Genomic DNA, 15,197 nt, shown 5'->3' on the forward strand with positions numbered 1-15,197 from the left:
GCGGCGGACGGGGGCGCCGGTGCTCAGATCAGCGGAGCGTCTTCGAGGGGGACCCGGGTGGATTCCAGGAACCTGCTGACCATGTTGAAGTAGCTGCAGCACAGGATGAACTCGGTGGTGCGCCGCGTGCCGTGCTCGGCGAGCAGCGCTTCGAGCAGCCGGTCGTCCAGGCGGACGTTGCGGGTGAGGTCCTCGGCGGCGTCGATGACCAGCCGGGTGCTCGCGTCGAACCCGCTGACCGGCCCGTCCACTCCGACGCGCTCGATCTCGTCGTCGGTGACGCCGACCAGCTTGGCGATGCGGACGTGCTGCGCCCACTCGTAGTGCGCTCCGGTGATGGTCGCGATGCGCAGGATGGCGATCTCCCTGGCGCGCTTGTCGAACTCGGACTGCATGAGCAGCGAGCCCGCCAGGTCCAGGAACGGTTTGAGGCTGTTCGGGGCGTTGGCGACCATCCGGAAGATGTTGGCGTCCGGGAGTCCGCGCAGCAGCCTGCGGTTCTTGTCGGAGAGTTCGTCGTCGCCGGGCAGCGGGATGCTCATGGTGTCCTCCTGGTCGGGGCGGGGCCCGTGCCCGCTCGGACGCGACGGGTGCGGCGCGGGTGCACCCGTGCGCGTCCGAGCGGCGGGCCCTCGGCGCTCGGGGAGCGCCGGGTGGTTCACATCCGGCGGATCGGCTTGCTGCCGTCCCACTCGGCGGCGGTCTTGCGGATGAAGTCGAAGACCGACCGCTTGGGTCCGCTGACGTCGGAGATCTCGACGACGGTGCCGGGGTGGAATCCGGTTTCCAGGTAGGCGAAGCGGCCTTGGGCCCCGCCGACCGCGCCTTCCTGCCCGACGGTGTAGCCGCGGGCGAGGGCGGTGTCATAGAGCTGCTGGTACTCGGTGGTCCAGTAGCAGACGTGCTGGAGGCCTTCGTTCCCGGCGGCGAGGAAGTCCCGGTACATGGACGGGGCGTCGTCGGCGGGCTGGATCAGCTCGATCTGCAGGTCGCCGGAGTTGGCGAGGGCGAGATCGACGCGCGCTTCGGACGGTTCGCCGCGGTAGTGGAAGTTCTCGAAGCGCAGGTCTTCGAAGTAGAACCACGGCCCGACCTCCAGCACCTCGACCCAGTTCGCGATGGCGGTGTCGAGGTCGCGCACGACGTAGCCGTTCTGCGCGATGTCGCCGAACAGCCGGCTCATGCGAGCGCGGCCGGGTCGAGGAGGCCGGGGAACTCCTTGGCGAGCTGCAGGTCTCCTTCGACCTGGAGCTTGCCGGCGAGGAAGGAGGCGACGCCGTCGGCTTCGCCGCGCAGGATCGCCAGCAGGTCGTCGTCGGAGCTGGTGAGCGTGGCGTCCGGGTCGTCGGCGGTGCCTTCGGTGACGCGGAGTTCGCCGTCGGCGACGGTCACGTGCACGGGGGTCGAGATGTTGAGCTGGATGGTGCCTTCGATCCCGTCGGCGGCTTCGCGGTCGAAGGCGGCGGGCAGCTTGTTGATGACGTCGAGCGTCGACATCATCCCTCCTCGGATCGTTTACCTACGCCGTAGGCTTTCGGCGGCGACTTTATACCTACGCTGTAGATCTCGACAAGGGTGGGGCACACTGAGCCCGTGACCACGCCCGCACCGAAGGGTCGCCGCGGCAGACCGCCCCGCGGCAGCGCGACGCTGTCCCGCGATCGCGTCATCGAGGCGGCGCTGGCCCTCGTCGACGAGGAGGGCCTCGACCAGATCAGCATGCGCAAGATCGCCCAGCGGCTGCGCGTCGATCCGATGAGCCTCTACAACCACGTCGCCGACAAGGACGACGTGCTGGACGGCATCGCGGAGGCGCTGCTCGCCGGCATCCCCGCGCCGCCCGCCGACGGGACCCCGCGGGAGCGGATGGAGGGCGTGGCGCGCGGCTTCCGCGCCGCGATGCTGGCGCACCCGAGGGCCGCGCCGACGGTGCTGACCCGGCAGATCGGCTCCTCGGCCGGGCTGGCTCCGCTGGCGGCGGCCGTCGCGCCGCTGCTGGACGCGGGCTGCCCGCCGGAGCAGGCGGTGCACGCGTTGCGCGCCGCGCTCGGCTTCCTGGTCGGCACCCTGATGCGCGAGGTCGAGGCGTCGCCGTCGTTCGGCACCGATCCGGCGGCGGGCGGGCGGCGCCGGCGGACCCTGGAGGCCGCGGCGCTGCCGTCGCTGACCGCGATCGCCCCGCACCTCGCGGTCTGCGATCACGAGGCGGAGTTCGAGTACGGCCTGGACCTCGTCCTCACCGCCATCGAACGCACCCTCCCCGGCTGACCCCCAGGGGCACGGCCCGGCCGTTCACCCCTGGCGGGCGCGGGGTGGCGCTTCCAGGAGCGGGCGGTCCCAGTCGCCCGCGCGGGCGGCGGCCGCGTAGCTGCCGCGCAGGAAGGCGAGCAAGGTGCCGTCCGGATCGGATGCGGTCCGCACGTCGGCGTAGTCGAGCACGAACTCGCCGAGATCGGCTCGGTAGCCCGCCGCGTCGGGCGGGACCGGATGGCCCGGGAACCCGGCCGGTTCCGGGTAGGCGTAGGAGTAGAACAGCCCCTCGCCGTCTCCCCCTGGCCAGAACCCGCAGCTGCTGAGCTCGCGCGAATAACCCTCCACCATCACCTCGTCCGGGCAGTTCGGCGCCCCGCCGGGGTGCGGCGGCGCGGGCCTGCCGGAGAACCGGGTGACGGCGAGGTCCATCGCGCCCCAGAAGTAGTGCACCGGGCTGGCCTTGCCGAGGAACTCGGCGCGGAACTCCTGGAACACGCGGTGCGCGGCGACCAGCTGGCGCCACCACAGGTGCGCGCTGGCCGGGTCGTACGCGGCGTGCTCGGTGTCCCGCTGGAACGGGATGGCCCGCCGCACCTCGTTCGGCGCCGCGTGGATCGTGGTGTGCAGCCCGAGTTCGTCGAGCGCCCCCATCACCTCGCCGTGGAACGCGGCCACCGACTTCGGTTCGAGCGGGACGAGCCGTTCGTCGTCGGCGGTGCGGATCCGCAGCACCTGCGCGCAGAAGTCGAACTCGGCGTCGAACAGCGCGGTGCCGTGCGGCACGGCCGAGGTGGTGAGGCCGCGCGCGGAGACGTACAGCGCGGACTGCCACCAGTGGTTGACCATCGGCGCCAGCGCGAGCCGCACCTTGCCGACGACCTGCGTCCACAGGTGCAGCGTGTCGCGCGTGTCCGTCCATTCGTCGACCCGCAGCGCGGGCCAGGCAGCGGTCTCCCGCAGTCCCGTCATGGCGTCCTCCCCCAGTCTCGCCCGTCCCCATGCTGGCGGGCGAGCAGGGTGAACGCAGCAGCCGAAGGACACCGAAATACCAGGTCAGAACGGGACCAACGCCCCTTCCCGCACGCCTTCCCCCGCGGTTCGCCAGGCGGTCGCGGGGGAAGGCGCGGCCGGGCGGCTCGGGGCACGGCACCGCCCGGGAACATCCGCGCCCACCCGGGGGAGGTCGTGGACGCGGATGCGGGTGCCCCGCCGGGCGCTCGCGGTCGGGGAAGCGGGAGCGGCCCGGCGGGGCTCGGTCCACCGCCTCGCGGCGGGCGCGGCGGCGAACCGGGTCTTCGGCCGAGCGGGGCTATCCCGCTTCGAGCACGACCGGCGGGTCGAGGCCGATCGTCACCTGGGACCGGGCCGCGAGCACCCGGGTGCAGGCCATGCACGGCATCCCGAGCAGGTCGGAGATCCGCTCGGCGTCCGCGGCGGGCAACCGCACCCCGCAGAGCGCCGACCAGTCACCCTCCACTGTGGACATCGCGATGTGCACGACCCGCCGCGCCTCCCCCGCCGCTCCGGCCCGGTACCGGACCCGCGCCGGGAACGAGGTGGCGGAACCGATCGATCGCTGCTGATCCAACTTCGAACCCCCTTGGCCCCCGCCACGACGCGGAGGTGGCGAACAGTCATCTTGGTGCATGCACCAATCTTCAGTGCATGCGTCATATCGCACAAGATCCACCTTCGGGTGACAACAGGGAACGCACGTGGTCACGACTTACGATGTTCGACATGGCGAGCAGCGCAGACACCCCACGGGCTCGCGCACTTGGCGTCGAGCTGTGGCAGGCCAGGCGGGCCACCGGGATGACCTCCCGAGATCTGGCCGAGCTCGTGGGACGCAGCAACTCGCACGTTTCCCGTTGGGAGAACGGCAAACTCACCCCCAGCGAGGCCGATACCGCGACCATCCTCGCCGTTCTCGGCGTCACCGGGACCGAGCGAGACCGCATCCTCGAATTAGCGCGTGACGCGCTCGAACCGAACTGGGTCGCACCCGGCACCGACAAGCAGCTAGCGGCCCTGACCGAATACGAACGGACCTCGACGCAGATCATCAACGTGGAACCGCTGATGATTCCGGGCCTGTTGCAGACCTACGACTACGCGCGGCACATCATCGCCGAGTTCGGGGCGTCCAGCCGCAGCGAAGCGGAACAACGTGCGCAGCAACGCCTCGGGCGCCAGCACGTACTGACCGGCAACCGCCCGAAGCAGCTTCTCGCGATCATCGGCGAAGCGGCGCTCCGCTACCCCACCTGCCCACAGGACGTCATGCGCGAACAGCTCCACGAACTCGCCCTGGCCGGCAAGCGCGACAACGTGGAGATCCAGGTCCTCCCCCTCGACCGCCCGTGCGGGCCGGCGTTGAGCGGCTCGTGGGCCTTGATCGAATTCACGCAGGCCAAGCCGGTGGTGCAGCTCGAACACTTCGATACCTCCACCACCATCACAGATGTGAAGGCGGTCAAGACCTACCGAGCCGCAGTCGAGACGTTGCGCAAGAGGGCGCTCAGCCCGTCGGATTCCGCCGATCTGATCGTCGCGTTGTCATGAAAGAGGAAGAGAGCATGTCGGAGAACTGGCGGAAGTCCAGCTACAGCGGCGGAAACAACTGCGTCGAAGTCGATCAAGGAAGTGGCCGCACCGCGATACGTGACACGAAGGACACGGCCTCTCACCGATTAACCACTACCGCCACCCAGTGGGCCGGTTTCCTCACGGCGATCAAGCACGGCCGGTTCGACGGCTGAGCTTCCGCCGCTCAGTCGAGTTCGACGTGGAGCTTGACCTTGCCGCTGTCGTCGCGGACGGCGTGGGCGCGGCCGGTGCGGCGGTCGCCGCCGATGTCGATGGTGAGCGGGCCGGGCTGCAGGAAGTTGCGCCACCAGCGCTTCTGGTCGGGCAGCTCGACGGCGATGGTGGCACCGGACTCGGTGCGGCGGATCGCGACGACGAGCGTGAACTCCCGGCCGGATTTGCGGCCCGCGTAGGACACGACCGCCATGCTCGTGCGGCCGGCCTCGGGCCACTTCCCGCACCGCAGGACCACCGGCGCGACGACCTTGTTGACCCACCGCCCGGCGACGGACACGACACCCACCTCGGCACCCCTCCTCGATTCACCTGCTCGAAGATCGAGCGTACGCGGATCGGGACGCTCAGGCCGATTCCTGCACCAGCGAGCGCAGCACGCCGTCGAGCGCGGTGTCGTGGCGCTGCAGCACGTCGGCGCGCAGCGACACGAAGCAGCGGGTGCCTTCGAACCGGCAGCGCACCAAGCCCGCCTCCCGCAGCACCTTCATGTGGTGGCTGAGCGTCGAGGGCCCGACCTCCACCGCGAAGTCCTCCCGCTGGTGCTCGGCGCGGTCGGCGAGCACCGCGACGATCCGCAGCCGCGCCTGGTCGCCGAGCGCGGCGAAGATCCGGTCGAGCCGGACGTCCCGCAGGTCCGGGTGGTCGGGGTTGCGCGCCATGCGTCCCAGCATAGTAGTTCGAAGTTCGTCGAACTTCGATGTATGGTGACGGCACCCGGCCGGGCACGCCGCCCGGCCACCAGCGCACAGGAGAACCCGTGGAATTCCTCGTCCAGGTCGACGTCGCCCGCGTCTTCGAACTGCCCGCCGCCGAACGCGAGGACGTGATCCGGCGCGAGCAGGAACGCGGCCGCGCACTGCTCGCCGACGGCGTGATCCGGCACTTCTGGACGGTGGTCGGCAAGCGGGCCAACGTCGGCGTCTGGGTCGCCGCGGACGCCGCGGAGCTGCACGGCATCCTGTCCGACCTGCCGATCTGGCCCTGGGCCGACATCGAGGTGACCCCGCTGATCACGCACCACCTCGCCGCCGAAGCCGAGTAGCACTCCCCCACCCGTCGATCAAGGAAGTTCACCGCACTCGATCTCGCTAGCCGGTTCACCCCGCAGCGCCTCCCACCTCGCCTGACGGCTCCGGCACCCTGGAATGCGACGCACCTCCGACGCAGGAAGGGCGAAGCGATGGGCCGACGGGACGCAGACCGGGACGGACAGGGCACGCCGCAACCGGACAAGTGGGAGACATGGGGAACGGACGACGACGGGAATAAGCACGAGGACACCGAGAGTAAGAAGTAGTCCACAGTGGACTCAAGGGCTCGGTTCCCCGCCCCGCGCGACGCGTTCGTCCCACCGGTCGTGTGGGACGACGACCCCGAATCGGACGGCTTCGTCCCGATCCACCGCGAACGGGAACCCGCGCGCTGGCACGCACTGGTCGACGCCGACGAACCGGTCGTGACGCAGGTCGAGGACGGCGAACCCGGCGGCGGCGCGCGGACGCCGACGAGCTCGTGCAGCAAGCCCTCGCTCGTCGCCGAGATGCTCGACGCGCTGGACCTGCGACCGGGCCTGCGCGTCCTGGAAATCGGCACCGGCACCGGGTGGAACGCCGCGCTGCTGCGCGACCGGGTGGGCCCGCACGGCCAGGTGACCTCGGTGGAGATCGACCCGGGACTCGCCGCCCGAGCCCGGGACGTGCTCGCCGCCACCGGCCGCGACGTGGACGTGATCACCGGCGACGGCGCGGCCGGGCACCCGCCCGGTGCGCCGTACGACCGGGTCATCGCCACGGCCTCGGTGCGCACCGTTCCGCGCGCCTGGATCGAGCAGACCCGCGTCGGCGGACTGGTGCTGCTGCCGTGGGGCACCGACTACGGCGAACACGCGCTCACCAGGCTGGAAGTGCGGCCGGACGGCTCGGCCACCGGGCGCTGCGGCACGCGGCTCTCGTTCATGCGGCTGCGGCAACAGCGCAGGCACCACCTCGAACCGGACGAGGACGAACTCCGCGCGGCGCGGCGCAGCAGCACCGCGCTGCGCGGTCCGGAGTTGTACGAGGTGGTCGAGTTCTCCCGCGCCGCCTTCACCATCGGGCTCCGGGTACCGCACTGCCACCTCACCGTCGAGGACCGCGACGAGCGGCACCGCGACGTGGAACTGCACGACCGCCGCACCGGATCCTGGGCGCGCGTCGGCATGATCCGCGACGAGCATCCGTGGCCGGTGCTGCAGCTCGGGCCGCGCGAGCTCTGGGACGAGGTCGAAGCCGCGCACGCCTGGTGGCGGGACGCCGGCCGTCCCACCCCCGATCGCTGCACGCTCACCGTCCACCCCGACGGCACCCACCGGATCAGCACCGGCCCGCACCACTGGCCCCTGCAACTCTGACCAGGTGAGTGGCCCACCCGACCGACCACACCAGGCCAATGGGCCACTCACCTAGAACTGTGACCAGGTGAGTGGCCCATTCGACCAACGAGACGGGGCTGGTGGGCCACTCACCTGGAACGAGCGACGGCCCGCTCACCCCGGAGCACGGGGCGGGCGGGCCGTCGGAGTTCGCGCGTCAGGCGATGATGCGCAGCGGGTCCTCCAGCAGCGCGGTGAACTGCTGCAGGAACGCGGCACCCACGGCACCGTCGATCGCGCGGTGGTCGGCGGACAGCGTCACCCGCAGGATCTTGCGGGCCACCACCTCGCCGTCGCGCAGCTGCAGCTCGTCCTTCGCCGCACCCACCGCGAGGATCGCCGCCTCCGGCGGGTTGATCACCGCGGAGAACTGCTCGATGCCGAACATGCCCAGGTTCGAGATGGTGAAGGTGCCACCGGACATCTCGTCCAGCTTCAGCTTGCCCTCGCGGGCGCGCCCGGCCTTCTCCCGGCCCTCGGTGGCGATCTCCGAGACGCTCTTGCGGTCCGCGTCCGGGATGACCGGCACGATCAGGCCGTCCTCGATGGCCACCGCGACGCCCAGGTTGATCCGCTTGTGCTTGATCAGCTTGTCGCCGCCGAAGGACACGTTCACCGACGGGTTCGCGCGCAGCGCCGTGGCGACCGCCTTCACCACCAGGTCGTTGATGCTGACCTTCGGGCCGCCCGCCGCCTGCAGCCGCTCGTTGAGCGTCGCGCGGAACGCGACCAGCTCGGTCACGTCGATCGCGCTGGTCAGGTAGAAGTGCGGGGCCTGCTGCTTGCTCTCGGTGAGCCGCTTCGCGGTGACCTTGCGGATGTTGCTCAGCGGCACCTCCTCCGCGTCCGCGGGCGTCGCCACCTGCTGGACCGGAGCCGGAGCCGCGGCGGGCGCGGCCGGAGCCGGCGCGGCCGCCGGGGCCGAGGAGGCGGCGGCCTCGATGTCGGACCGGATGATCCGGCCACCGGGACCGGAACCCCGCACCGCGGCGAGATCCACCCCGAGGTCCTTCGCGACGGCCTTCGCCAGCGGCGACGCCTTCGGCTTGGAGCCCTCGGCGACCGAGCTGCCGTTCGTCGGCGCGGCGGGCTCGGCGGGTTCCTCCGCCGGAGCGGCGGCCGGAGCGGCCTCGGCCGGCTTCTCGGCGGCCGGAGCAGGAGCACCTGCCGACTCCGCCGCAGCACCCGAACCGTCGCCGACCACGGCGATCGGCGTGCCGATCGGAACCGTCTGCCCCTCCTCGACCAGCAGCTTCTCCAGCACGCCTGCGTCGAAGGCCTCCAGCTCCATGATGGCCTTGTCGGTCTCGATGTCCGCGACGACCTCGCCGCGCTCGATCGAATCGCCCACCTTCTTGCGCCAGGCGGCGATGACGCCTTCCTCCATGGTGTCGGACAGGCGGGGCATCTGGATCTCAGTCATCTGCACATTCCTCGGGAACTCTCAAGAATTCATGGTGAACCGGCTCGTCGTGGCTCCCGGGGTCCGACCCGAACGCACGACCCAGGTCGAGCTCAGCGGCGGCGGCCGACGGCGTCGAGAGTCTCGCGCACCGCCGTCGTGAGCGACTCGGCGGACGGCAGCGCGGCCCGCTCCAGCGGCTTCGCGTACGGCAGCGGCACCTCCGCGGCCGCGACGCGGCGCACCGGGGCGTCCAGGTAGTCGAACGCGCCGTCCGAGATGGAGGCGGCGATCTCCGCGCCGATCCCGTAGGTCAGCCAGTCGTCCTCGGCGACCACCGCGCACCCGGTCTTGCGCACCGAGTTCACGATCGTCTCCCGGTCCAGCGGGCGCAGGCTGCGCAGGTCCACGACCTCCGCGTTGATGCCGTCCTCGTCGTGCAGCTTCTCCGCGACCTGGGTGGCCACGCCCGCCATCCGCGAGTAGCCGATGATCGTGATGTCGCTGCCCTCGCGGGTCACCGCGGCCTTGCCGATCTCGGCGGGCTCCACGTGGTCCGGGACCTCGCCCTTGGTGTTGTAGAGCGCCAGGTTCTCCAGGAACAGCACCGGGTCGTCATCCCGGATCGAGGCCAGCAGCAGCGCCTTCGCGTCCGCGGGCGTGCTCGGCGCCACGACCTTCAGGCCCGGCACGAACGCGTAGTACAGCTCGATGTTCTGCGAGTGGGTCGCACCGAGCTGCTGGCCGCCGCCACCGGGCGTGCGCAGCACCATCGGCACGCTGGTCTGGCCGCCGAACATGCCGTAGATCTTCGCCGCGTGGTTGACGATCTGGTCCAGCGCCACCAGCGAGAAGTTGATCGTCATGAGCTCCACGACCGGGCGCAGCCCCAGCATCGCGGCGCCCACCGCGGCACCGACGAAGCCCTCCTCCGCGATCGGGGTGTCGCGCACCCGCTTCTCGCCGAACTCCTTCAGCAGCCCGGCGGTGATCTTGTAGGAGCCCTCGAAGACGCCGATCTCCTCACCGATGAGGAACACGTCGTCGTCGCGGTGCATCTCGTCGCGCAGGGTGTCGTGCAGCGCCTGGCGGTAGGTGATGACGGCCAAGAGTCGTTTCTCCAGAAGACATGCCACCGGCGGCACCCGGCGGGGTCACCGCCGAGCGCCGCGCGGCGACTCGAAAGGAAGGGGTGCGGGTCGCCTCAGAACACCGGGTCGGCGGGCAGCCGGCGGGAGTCGTTGGCGACCGGGGTGGCGTAGGTGTAGTCGAACAGCGTCGAGACCTCGGGGTGCGGGCTGTCGTCGGCGAAGGCCACCGCCGCGTCCGCGTCGGCCTGCGCGAGCCGCTCGATCTCCTGCGCGCCGTCCTCGTCGAGCACACCGGCCTCGACCAGCCGCGCCCGGAAGTTCACCACCGGGTCGTGCTCGCGGGCCTCCTGCACCGACTCCTCGCTGCGGTACTTCGCCGGGTCCACCACCGAGTGGCCCTTGAGGCGGTGGCTGACCGCCTCCAGCAGCGCCGGGCCGCCCGACTCGCGGGCCCGCTCCACCAAGCGCGCCGCCGCGTCGCGGACCGCCAGCACGTCGTTGCCGTCCACCCGCTCGCCGTGCATCCGGTACGCCGAAGCGCGCTTGTACAGCTCCGACTCCGCGGAGGACTTCTCCACCGTGGTGCCCATGCCCAGGAAGTTGTTCACCACCACGAACACCACCGGCAGGTTCCACAGCGCCGCGATGTTCAGTGCCTCGTGGAACGCACCGATGTTGGTGGTGCCGTCGCCCATCTGGCACATCACGACCTGGTCGCCACCGCGGTAGTCGATCGCCATCGCCGCGCCGGTCGCCAGCGGGATCTGGCCGCCGACGATGCCGTAGCCGCCGAGCAGCCCGGCCTCCACGTCGAACATGTGCATCGAGCCGCCCCAGCCCTTGGAGGTACCGGTGGTGCGGCCGTACAGCTCGGCCATCACGCGGCCGGGCTCGATGCCCTTGGCCAGCGCGTAACCGTGCTCGCGGTAGTTCGTGAACAGCAGGTCCGTCTTGCGCAGCGCCGACATCAGGCCGACGACGGTGGCCTCCTCACCCAGGTTCAGGTGGCAGTAGCCACCGATCTTGGCCTGGGTGTAGCCCTGCGCGGCCCGCTCCTCGAAGCGGCGGATCAGCGTCATCTGCTGGAAGTAGCCGCGCAGCAGCTCGGCCGACTCGCCGGAGAACGCGCCGGACTTGGCCGACTTCGCCGTGCTGCGGCGGGTCGTCTTCGCGCGGGTGGCGGGCTTGGTGCGGGTCGCGGTCTCAGCCATCACGGAACCCTTTCGGTGCGAGGAGCGGAACGGGTGGATCAACGCTTCTTCGGCGGGGCGGTGTGCACCGGCAGGCCGAGGGCGGTCATCGCCGCCTCCATGCCGATCTCGCCGAGCGTCGGGTGCGCGTGGATCGTCTCGGCGAGCTCGTCGAGCGTCGCCTCCAAGGTGATCGCGAGCGCGCCTTCGGTGATCAGGTCGCTGGCGGACGGGCCGAACACGTGCACGCCGAGGACCTCGCCGTACTGCTCCCCCGCCACGATCTTCATGAAGCCCTCGGTGTCGCCGAAGGTCTGGGCGCGGCCCAGCGCGGCGAACGGGAACTTCGCGGCGACCACCTGGTGACCGGCCTCGGTGGCCTGCTTCTCGGTGAGCCCGACGCTGGCGATCTCCGGGTGGGTGAACGTCGCCGCCGGGATGACGTTGTAGTCGATCGAGGCGTGGTGACCCGCGATGGTCTCGGCGGCCACGACGCCCTGGTGCGAGGCGACGTGCGCGAGCAGCGCCTTGCCGGTGACGTCGCCGATCGCGTAGACGTGCTCGACGTTGGTGCGCAGCTTGTCGTCGACCTGCACGAATCCGCGGCCGTCGACCTCGACGCCTGCGGCGGCCAGGTCCAGGGCGGCGGTGTTGGGCTTGCGGCCCACGCCGACCAGCACCACGTCCGCGTCGACCTCGGAGACCTTCGCGCCGTCCACCGAGACCTTGAGGGCGGCGTCCTTCCCGCCCTCCTCGACCTTGGAGACGGTGGCGCCGGTGAGCACCTGCACGCCGCGCTTGGAGAAGGAGCGGCCGAGCGCCTTGCCGATCTCGGCGTCCTCGGCGGGCACCAGCGTCGGCTGCATCTCGATGATGGTGACCTCGCTGCCGAGGGCGTTGAACAGGCTCGCCCACTCGGCGCCGACCGCGCTGCCGCCGATGACGGCGAGCTTGCCGGGCACCTCGGTGAGGCCGAACGCGCCGTCGGAGGTGATCACGCCGGGCAGTTCCGCGCCGGGCAGCGGCAGCTGGACCGGGACCGAACCGGTCGCGACGATGATGTCGCGCGCGCTGATCCGGTCGACGGGCTCGTCGCCCGCGGGCTCGGCGGCGTACCGCGGGCCGTTCGCGCCGAGCACCGACTCGCCGACCGCGTACACGTCGACGGTGGTGGGGCCGGTGAACTTGGCGTGGCCGTTGACGACGGTGACGCCGTTCGCCTTGAGCAGGCCGGCGACGCCGTCGGTGAGGCCCTTCACCACGCCGTCCTTGCGGCGGGTGATGGCGTCGTAGTCCAGGCCCACGTTCTCCGCGCGGATGCCGAAGTCGGCGGCGTGCAGCACCGTCTCGTAGACCTCGGCGGAACGCAGCATCGCCTTGGTCGGGATGCAGCCCCAGTTCAGGCAGACGCCACCGGGCCGTTCCTTCTCGACCACGGCCACGTTCAGACCGCGCTGCGCGGCCCGGATCGCGGCGACGTAACCGCCGGGGCCGCCGCCCACTACGAGGAGGTCGTATTCCTGCACTTCGATGTGCTCCTTCGAGCCGGACCAGCCCTGACGACACCGCGCCATCGGGCGGGTTCGCAGCCGGGTGAATATCGGGTGATTCTCACTCTGAGTGTCGTGAGCGCTGCCACTTCCGCGCTATGCGCGACCGCCCAGACTTCAACGACGGTCGCTGTGCACTTCGCACAATCCGAGCCTCGGCCAACACCTCTGGTGATCGAATCTCACGGTCGGTGAGATCCTAGCGCGCGACGACCTGGAAAACCCGCGCCCCTCGCGGATAGCGGAAAAACGCGAAAAATTCGTTCCGCGGGTCAGTCGCGCAGTCCGTCGCGCAGGTGTAGTGCCGACAGCGCCAGCGACAGCGACACGTACGCGGCGCGCCCCTGCAACGACCGCCCGATCAGGGTGCTGATCCGGTGCAGCCGGTTGAGCACCGTGTTGCGGTGGCAGTGCAGCCGCAGCGCCGCGTTCGCGGTCGAGCAGTTCTCCTCCAGCCACGCGGTCAGCGTCTCCAGCAACATGTCCCGCTCCTTCACCGGCAGCTCCAGCAACGGGCCCAGCTGCGAGTCCAGCAGGCGTCGTGCCAGTTCAGGGGACTGCACGAGCAGCGCTTCCGGGTAGTGCCGGTCCAGCGACACCAGCTGCGCCGCCCCGTGCGGGACGGTGCCCATCGCGGTCACCGCGAGCTGGTGGGCCAGCCCCACCTCGGCGAGCCCGCGCACCTCCGGCGAGGCCGCGACCCGGCCGCGCGCCAGCGGCCGCAGCACGTCCAACGCGCCCGCCGGGTCCCGCTGCTCCAGCGCCACCAGCCCCACCAGCGTGTCCGCGCGCACTTGCCACACCGATCGGATGTGCACCCCGCCCAACGCGTCGTGCTGGCCGCTGAGCGCGAAGCTGCCGTCGCCGCGCATCTCGGCGACCACCACCAGGTAGCGGCCGCCGGTCGGCAGGTCCAGCTCCTTCGCGGTCCGCTGCGCGAACGCGGCGTCCCGGGCCCGACCGCTGAGCAGGTCCTCCACCAGCGCGTGCCTGCGCTGGTCGTCGCGCCGCAGCCGCTCCAGCTCGGTGTTGCGGTACGAGGTGGACAGCGTGGAGGACAGTCCGTCGATCACCGTCCACATCGACGTCGCCGCCCCCAGCACCACGTCCGGGTCGGCACGATCGGCGTGCGCCTGCTCGACGATCGCCTCCCACACGATGCGGCCGCCGAGCCGGAAGGTGCGCAGCATGACCTCCAGCGGCACGCCCTGCTCGGCGCGGCGGCGGCCGATCTCCGCGGCCACGTCGTCGCCGTCCGGGTCGCCCGCCGCGCCGCTGAGGATCTCCAGGACCCGTTGCAGGTAGCGGCGGCAGCCGTCGTAGAGGTCCTCGCGGGGCACCGGGCGGTAGTCGGTCCACTCCGGATTGTCGGTGAAGATCGCGCCCATCAACCGGCCGGCGAGCGCCTCGGCGTCCCCGAGCCGGGCCGCCGCCAGCGAATGCGTGATCGCGTGCCCCGGATCGGGCACCGGACGAGCGGGATCGGCGGCCACGTCCTGCGACGATACCCGCCGGACCACGAGCAGCGATCCGGTCGTACCGCCCGCCTGGTATCAAGTTCGCAGCAGCAACGCCGCGCGCGACCGGCGGCGCACCCCCAGCACGATCGAGCAGGGACGATCGAAATCAGGCGACGATCGAGAGAGCGATGCCCGGAGCAGGACTGCCCCACCGACGACCCCGCGCCCAGCTCTCCGACGAGGTGGCCTCCCGGATCCGCGACCGGATAGTGACCGGCAGGCTGCGCAAGGGCGAACACCTGCACCTGGAGCGGCTCGCCGAGGAGATCGGCGTCAGCGTCACCCCCGTGCGCGAGGCGCTGCTGGCGTTGCGCGGCGAGGGCTTCGTCGAGCTGGAGCCGCGTCGCGGGTTCACCGTGCTCCCGCTGAACCGCAAGGACATCGAGGACACCAGCCGCGTGCAGGCCGCCATCGCGGGCGAGCTGGCGGCGCGCACCGCGGCGCTGATCAGCGTCGGCCAGCTCGCCGGCCTGGAGGAGGTGCAGGCCGAGCTGGAGCACGCCGGCCGGTTCGGCATCGGCGACGCCGCGGAGCTGGACCTGCGGTTCCACCACGCCATCTACGACATCGCCGATTCGGCGAAGCTCGCCTGGTTCGTGCAGCTGACGTCCCGCTACGTGCCGCGAAGACTCCTGGCGAGCACCTCGGAGCACGCGGAGACCACCGGCTCCGAGCACCGGGCGATCCTGCGCGCGCTGCACAACCGCGATCCGGAGGCGGCGCGGCTGGCGATGCACGACCACCTGGCGCACCACGGGCAGACCCTGGTCCGGCAGTTGGACCAGCAGGGTTTCTGGGACCAGTGACCGTCCCACCCGGGACCAACGGGAACGGCTCGGCGTCCCTCCGCGACCGCCGCCGCAGCACGGTCCCCCACGTGGGCGAGACGCACGCCACCAGGGAATATTTCGGCCACGTAACGTATTGTGGGAGTGCGGCGACAAGCTCTGTGGCA

At 71.1% G+C, this 15,197-nt stretch carries 18 protein-coding genes; 6 read left to right on the forward strand and 12 right to left on the reverse strand.

Translation table 11 applies throughout. The features are described from left to right. Positions 1-23: 23 nt before the first annotated feature. From ABZ805_RS11420 to ABZ805_RS11430, 3 genes are all read right to left on the reverse strand, one after another. On the reverse strand, positions 24-542 hold the full coding sequence (locus tag ABZ805_RS11420; RefSeq protein WP_358437822.1) for a carboxymuconolactone decarboxylase family protein: 519 nt from the start codon (positions 540-542) through the stop codon (positions 24-26). A 116-nt stretch (positions 543-658) separates the two neighbouring features. Beyond that, complete coding sequence (locus tag ABZ805_RS11425) at positions 659-1,183, reverse strand: VOC family protein (RefSeq protein ID WP_358437825.1); 525 nt, start codon at positions 1,181-1,183, stop codon at positions 659-661. Next, complete coding sequence (locus tag ABZ805_RS11430; protein ID WP_358437828.1) at positions 1,180-1,497, reverse strand: SCP2 sterol-binding domain-containing protein; 318 nt, start codon at positions 1,495-1,497, stop codon at positions 1,180-1,182. The genes ABZ805_RS11425 and ABZ805_RS11430 overlap by 4 nt, the downstream gene beginning before the upstream one ends. A 96-nt stretch (positions 1,498-1,593) precedes the next feature. Here ABZ805_RS11430 and ABZ805_RS11435 point away from each other — a divergent pair, with 96 nt between their 5' ends. Next, the gene (locus tag ABZ805_RS11435; protein ID WP_358437831.1) at positions 1,594-2,268 is read left to right on the forward strand and encodes a TetR/AcrR family transcriptional regulator C-terminal domain-containing protein; all 675 of its coding nucleotides are present in this window, start codon (positions 1,594-1,596) and stop codon (positions 2,266-2,268) included. A 24-nt stretch (positions 2,269-2,292) separates the two neighbouring features. Here the strand turns inward: ABZ805_RS11435 and ABZ805_RS11440 are convergent, their stop codons facing one another. After that, positions 2,293-3,222, reverse strand: coding sequence for a DUF5996 family protein (locus tag ABZ805_RS11440; protein WP_358437833.1), 930 nt, complete (start codon positions 3,220-3,222; stop codon positions 2,293-2,295). A 340-nt stretch (positions 3,223-3,562) separates the two neighbouring features. Next, entirely contained in the window at positions 3,563-3,841 is a 279-nt protein-coding gene (locus ABZ805_RS11445; RefSeq protein ID WP_358437836.1) for a hypothetical protein, read from the reverse strand. Between the two features lie 152 nt (positions 3,842-3,993). On the opposite strand from ABZ805_RS11445, the gene ABZ805_RS11450 reads away from it, so the two are divergent. Both ABZ805_RS11450 and ABZ805_RS11455 read left to right on the forward strand, forming a co-directional pair. Then, complete coding sequence (locus ABZ805_RS11450; RefSeq protein WP_358437839.1) at positions 3,994-4,818, forward strand: helix-turn-helix transcriptional regulator; 825 nt, start codon at positions 3,994-3,996, stop codon at positions 4,816-4,818. A gap of 14 nt (positions 4,819-4,832) precedes the next feature. Next, positions 4,833-5,015 carry a DUF397 domain-containing protein gene (locus ABZ805_RS11455; protein ID WP_358437842.1) on the forward strand — a complete coding sequence of 61 codons (183 nt, stop codon included), beginning with the start codon at positions 4,833-4,835 and terminating at the stop codon, positions 5,013-5,015. An 11-nt stretch (positions 5,016-5,026) separates the two neighbouring features. Here the strand turns inward: ABZ805_RS11455 and ABZ805_RS11460 are convergent, their stop codons facing one another. Further along, the gene (locus ABZ805_RS11460) at positions 5,027-5,365 is read right to left on the reverse strand and encodes a hypothetical protein (protein ID WP_358437845.1); all 339 of its coding nucleotides are present in this window, start codon (positions 5,363-5,365) and stop codon (positions 5,027-5,029) included. A 58-nt stretch (positions 5,366-5,423) separates the two neighbouring features. Then, on the reverse strand, positions 5,424-5,738 hold the full coding sequence (locus ABZ805_RS11465; protein WP_358437847.1) for a metalloregulator ArsR/SmtB family transcription factor: 315 nt from the start codon (positions 5,736-5,738) through the stop codon (positions 5,424-5,426). Between the two features lie 98 nt (positions 5,739-5,836). Between ABZ805_RS11465 and ABZ805_RS11470 the strand changes: the two genes are divergently transcribed. Beyond that, on the forward strand, positions 5,837-6,121 hold the full coding sequence (locus ABZ805_RS11470; protein ID WP_358437849.1) for a muconolactone Delta-isomerase family protein: 285 nt from the start codon (positions 5,837-5,839) through the stop codon (positions 6,119-6,121). A gap of 261 nt (positions 6,122-6,382) precedes the next feature. Beyond that, positions 6,383-7,468: a methyltransferase domain-containing protein gene (locus tag ABZ805_RS11475; protein WP_358437851.1), complete on the forward strand. Its 1,086-nt coding sequence runs from the start codon at positions 6,383-6,385 to the stop codon at positions 7,466-7,468. Positions 7,469-7,646: 178 nt separating this feature from the next. On the opposite strand, the gene ABZ805_RS11480 is transcribed toward ABZ805_RS11475, so the two are convergent. The 5 genes from ABZ805_RS11480 to ABZ805_RS11500 all read right to left on the reverse strand — a co-directional run bounded on the left by ABZ805_RS11480 (position 7,647) and on the right by ABZ805_RS11500 (position 14,215). After that, positions 7,647-8,912: a dihydrolipoamide acetyltransferase family protein gene (locus ABZ805_RS11480; protein ID WP_358437853.1), complete on the reverse strand. Its 1,266-nt coding sequence runs from the start codon at positions 8,910-8,912 to the stop codon at positions 7,647-7,649. Positions 8,913-9,004: 92 nt separating this feature from the next. Next, positions 9,005-10,000 (reverse strand): alpha-ketoacid dehydrogenase subunit beta, encoded by a 996-nt coding sequence (locus tag ABZ805_RS11485; protein WP_358437856.1) that lies wholly within the window; start codon positions 9,998-10,000, stop codon positions 9,005-9,007. A 95-nt stretch (positions 10,001-10,095) separates the two neighbouring features. Continuing rightward, complete coding sequence (gene pdhA, locus ABZ805_RS11490; RefSeq protein WP_358437859.1) at positions 10,096-11,193, reverse strand: pyruvate dehydrogenase (acetyl-transferring) E1 component subunit alpha; 1,098 nt, start codon at positions 11,191-11,193, stop codon at positions 10,096-10,098. A 38-nt stretch (positions 11,194-11,231) separates the two neighbouring features. Further along, entirely contained in the window at positions 11,232-12,698 is a 1,467-nt protein-coding gene (lpdA, locus tag ABZ805_RS11495; RefSeq protein WP_358437862.1) for a dihydrolipoyl dehydrogenase, read from the reverse strand. A 296-nt stretch (positions 12,699-12,994) separates the two neighbouring features. Continuing rightward, positions 12,995-14,215, reverse strand: coding sequence for a helix-turn-helix domain-containing protein (locus ABZ805_RS11500; protein WP_358437864.1), 1,221 nt, complete (start codon positions 14,213-14,215; stop codon positions 12,995-12,997). 155 nt (positions 14,216-14,370) lie between these two features. Between ABZ805_RS11500 and ABZ805_RS11505 the strand changes: the two genes are divergently transcribed. Further along, on the forward strand, positions 14,371-15,048 hold the full coding sequence (locus ABZ805_RS11505) for a GntR family transcriptional regulator (RefSeq protein ID WP_358437867.1): 678 nt from the start codon (positions 14,371-14,373) through the stop codon (positions 15,046-15,048). The last annotated feature ends 149 nt before the right edge of the window (positions 15,049-15,197 follow it).

The organism is Saccharopolyspora sp. NPDC047091, from assembly GCF_040643635.1.
Classification (GTDB): Bacteria; Actinomycetota; Actinomycetes; order Mycobacteriales; family Pseudonocardiaceae; genus Saccharopolyspora_C.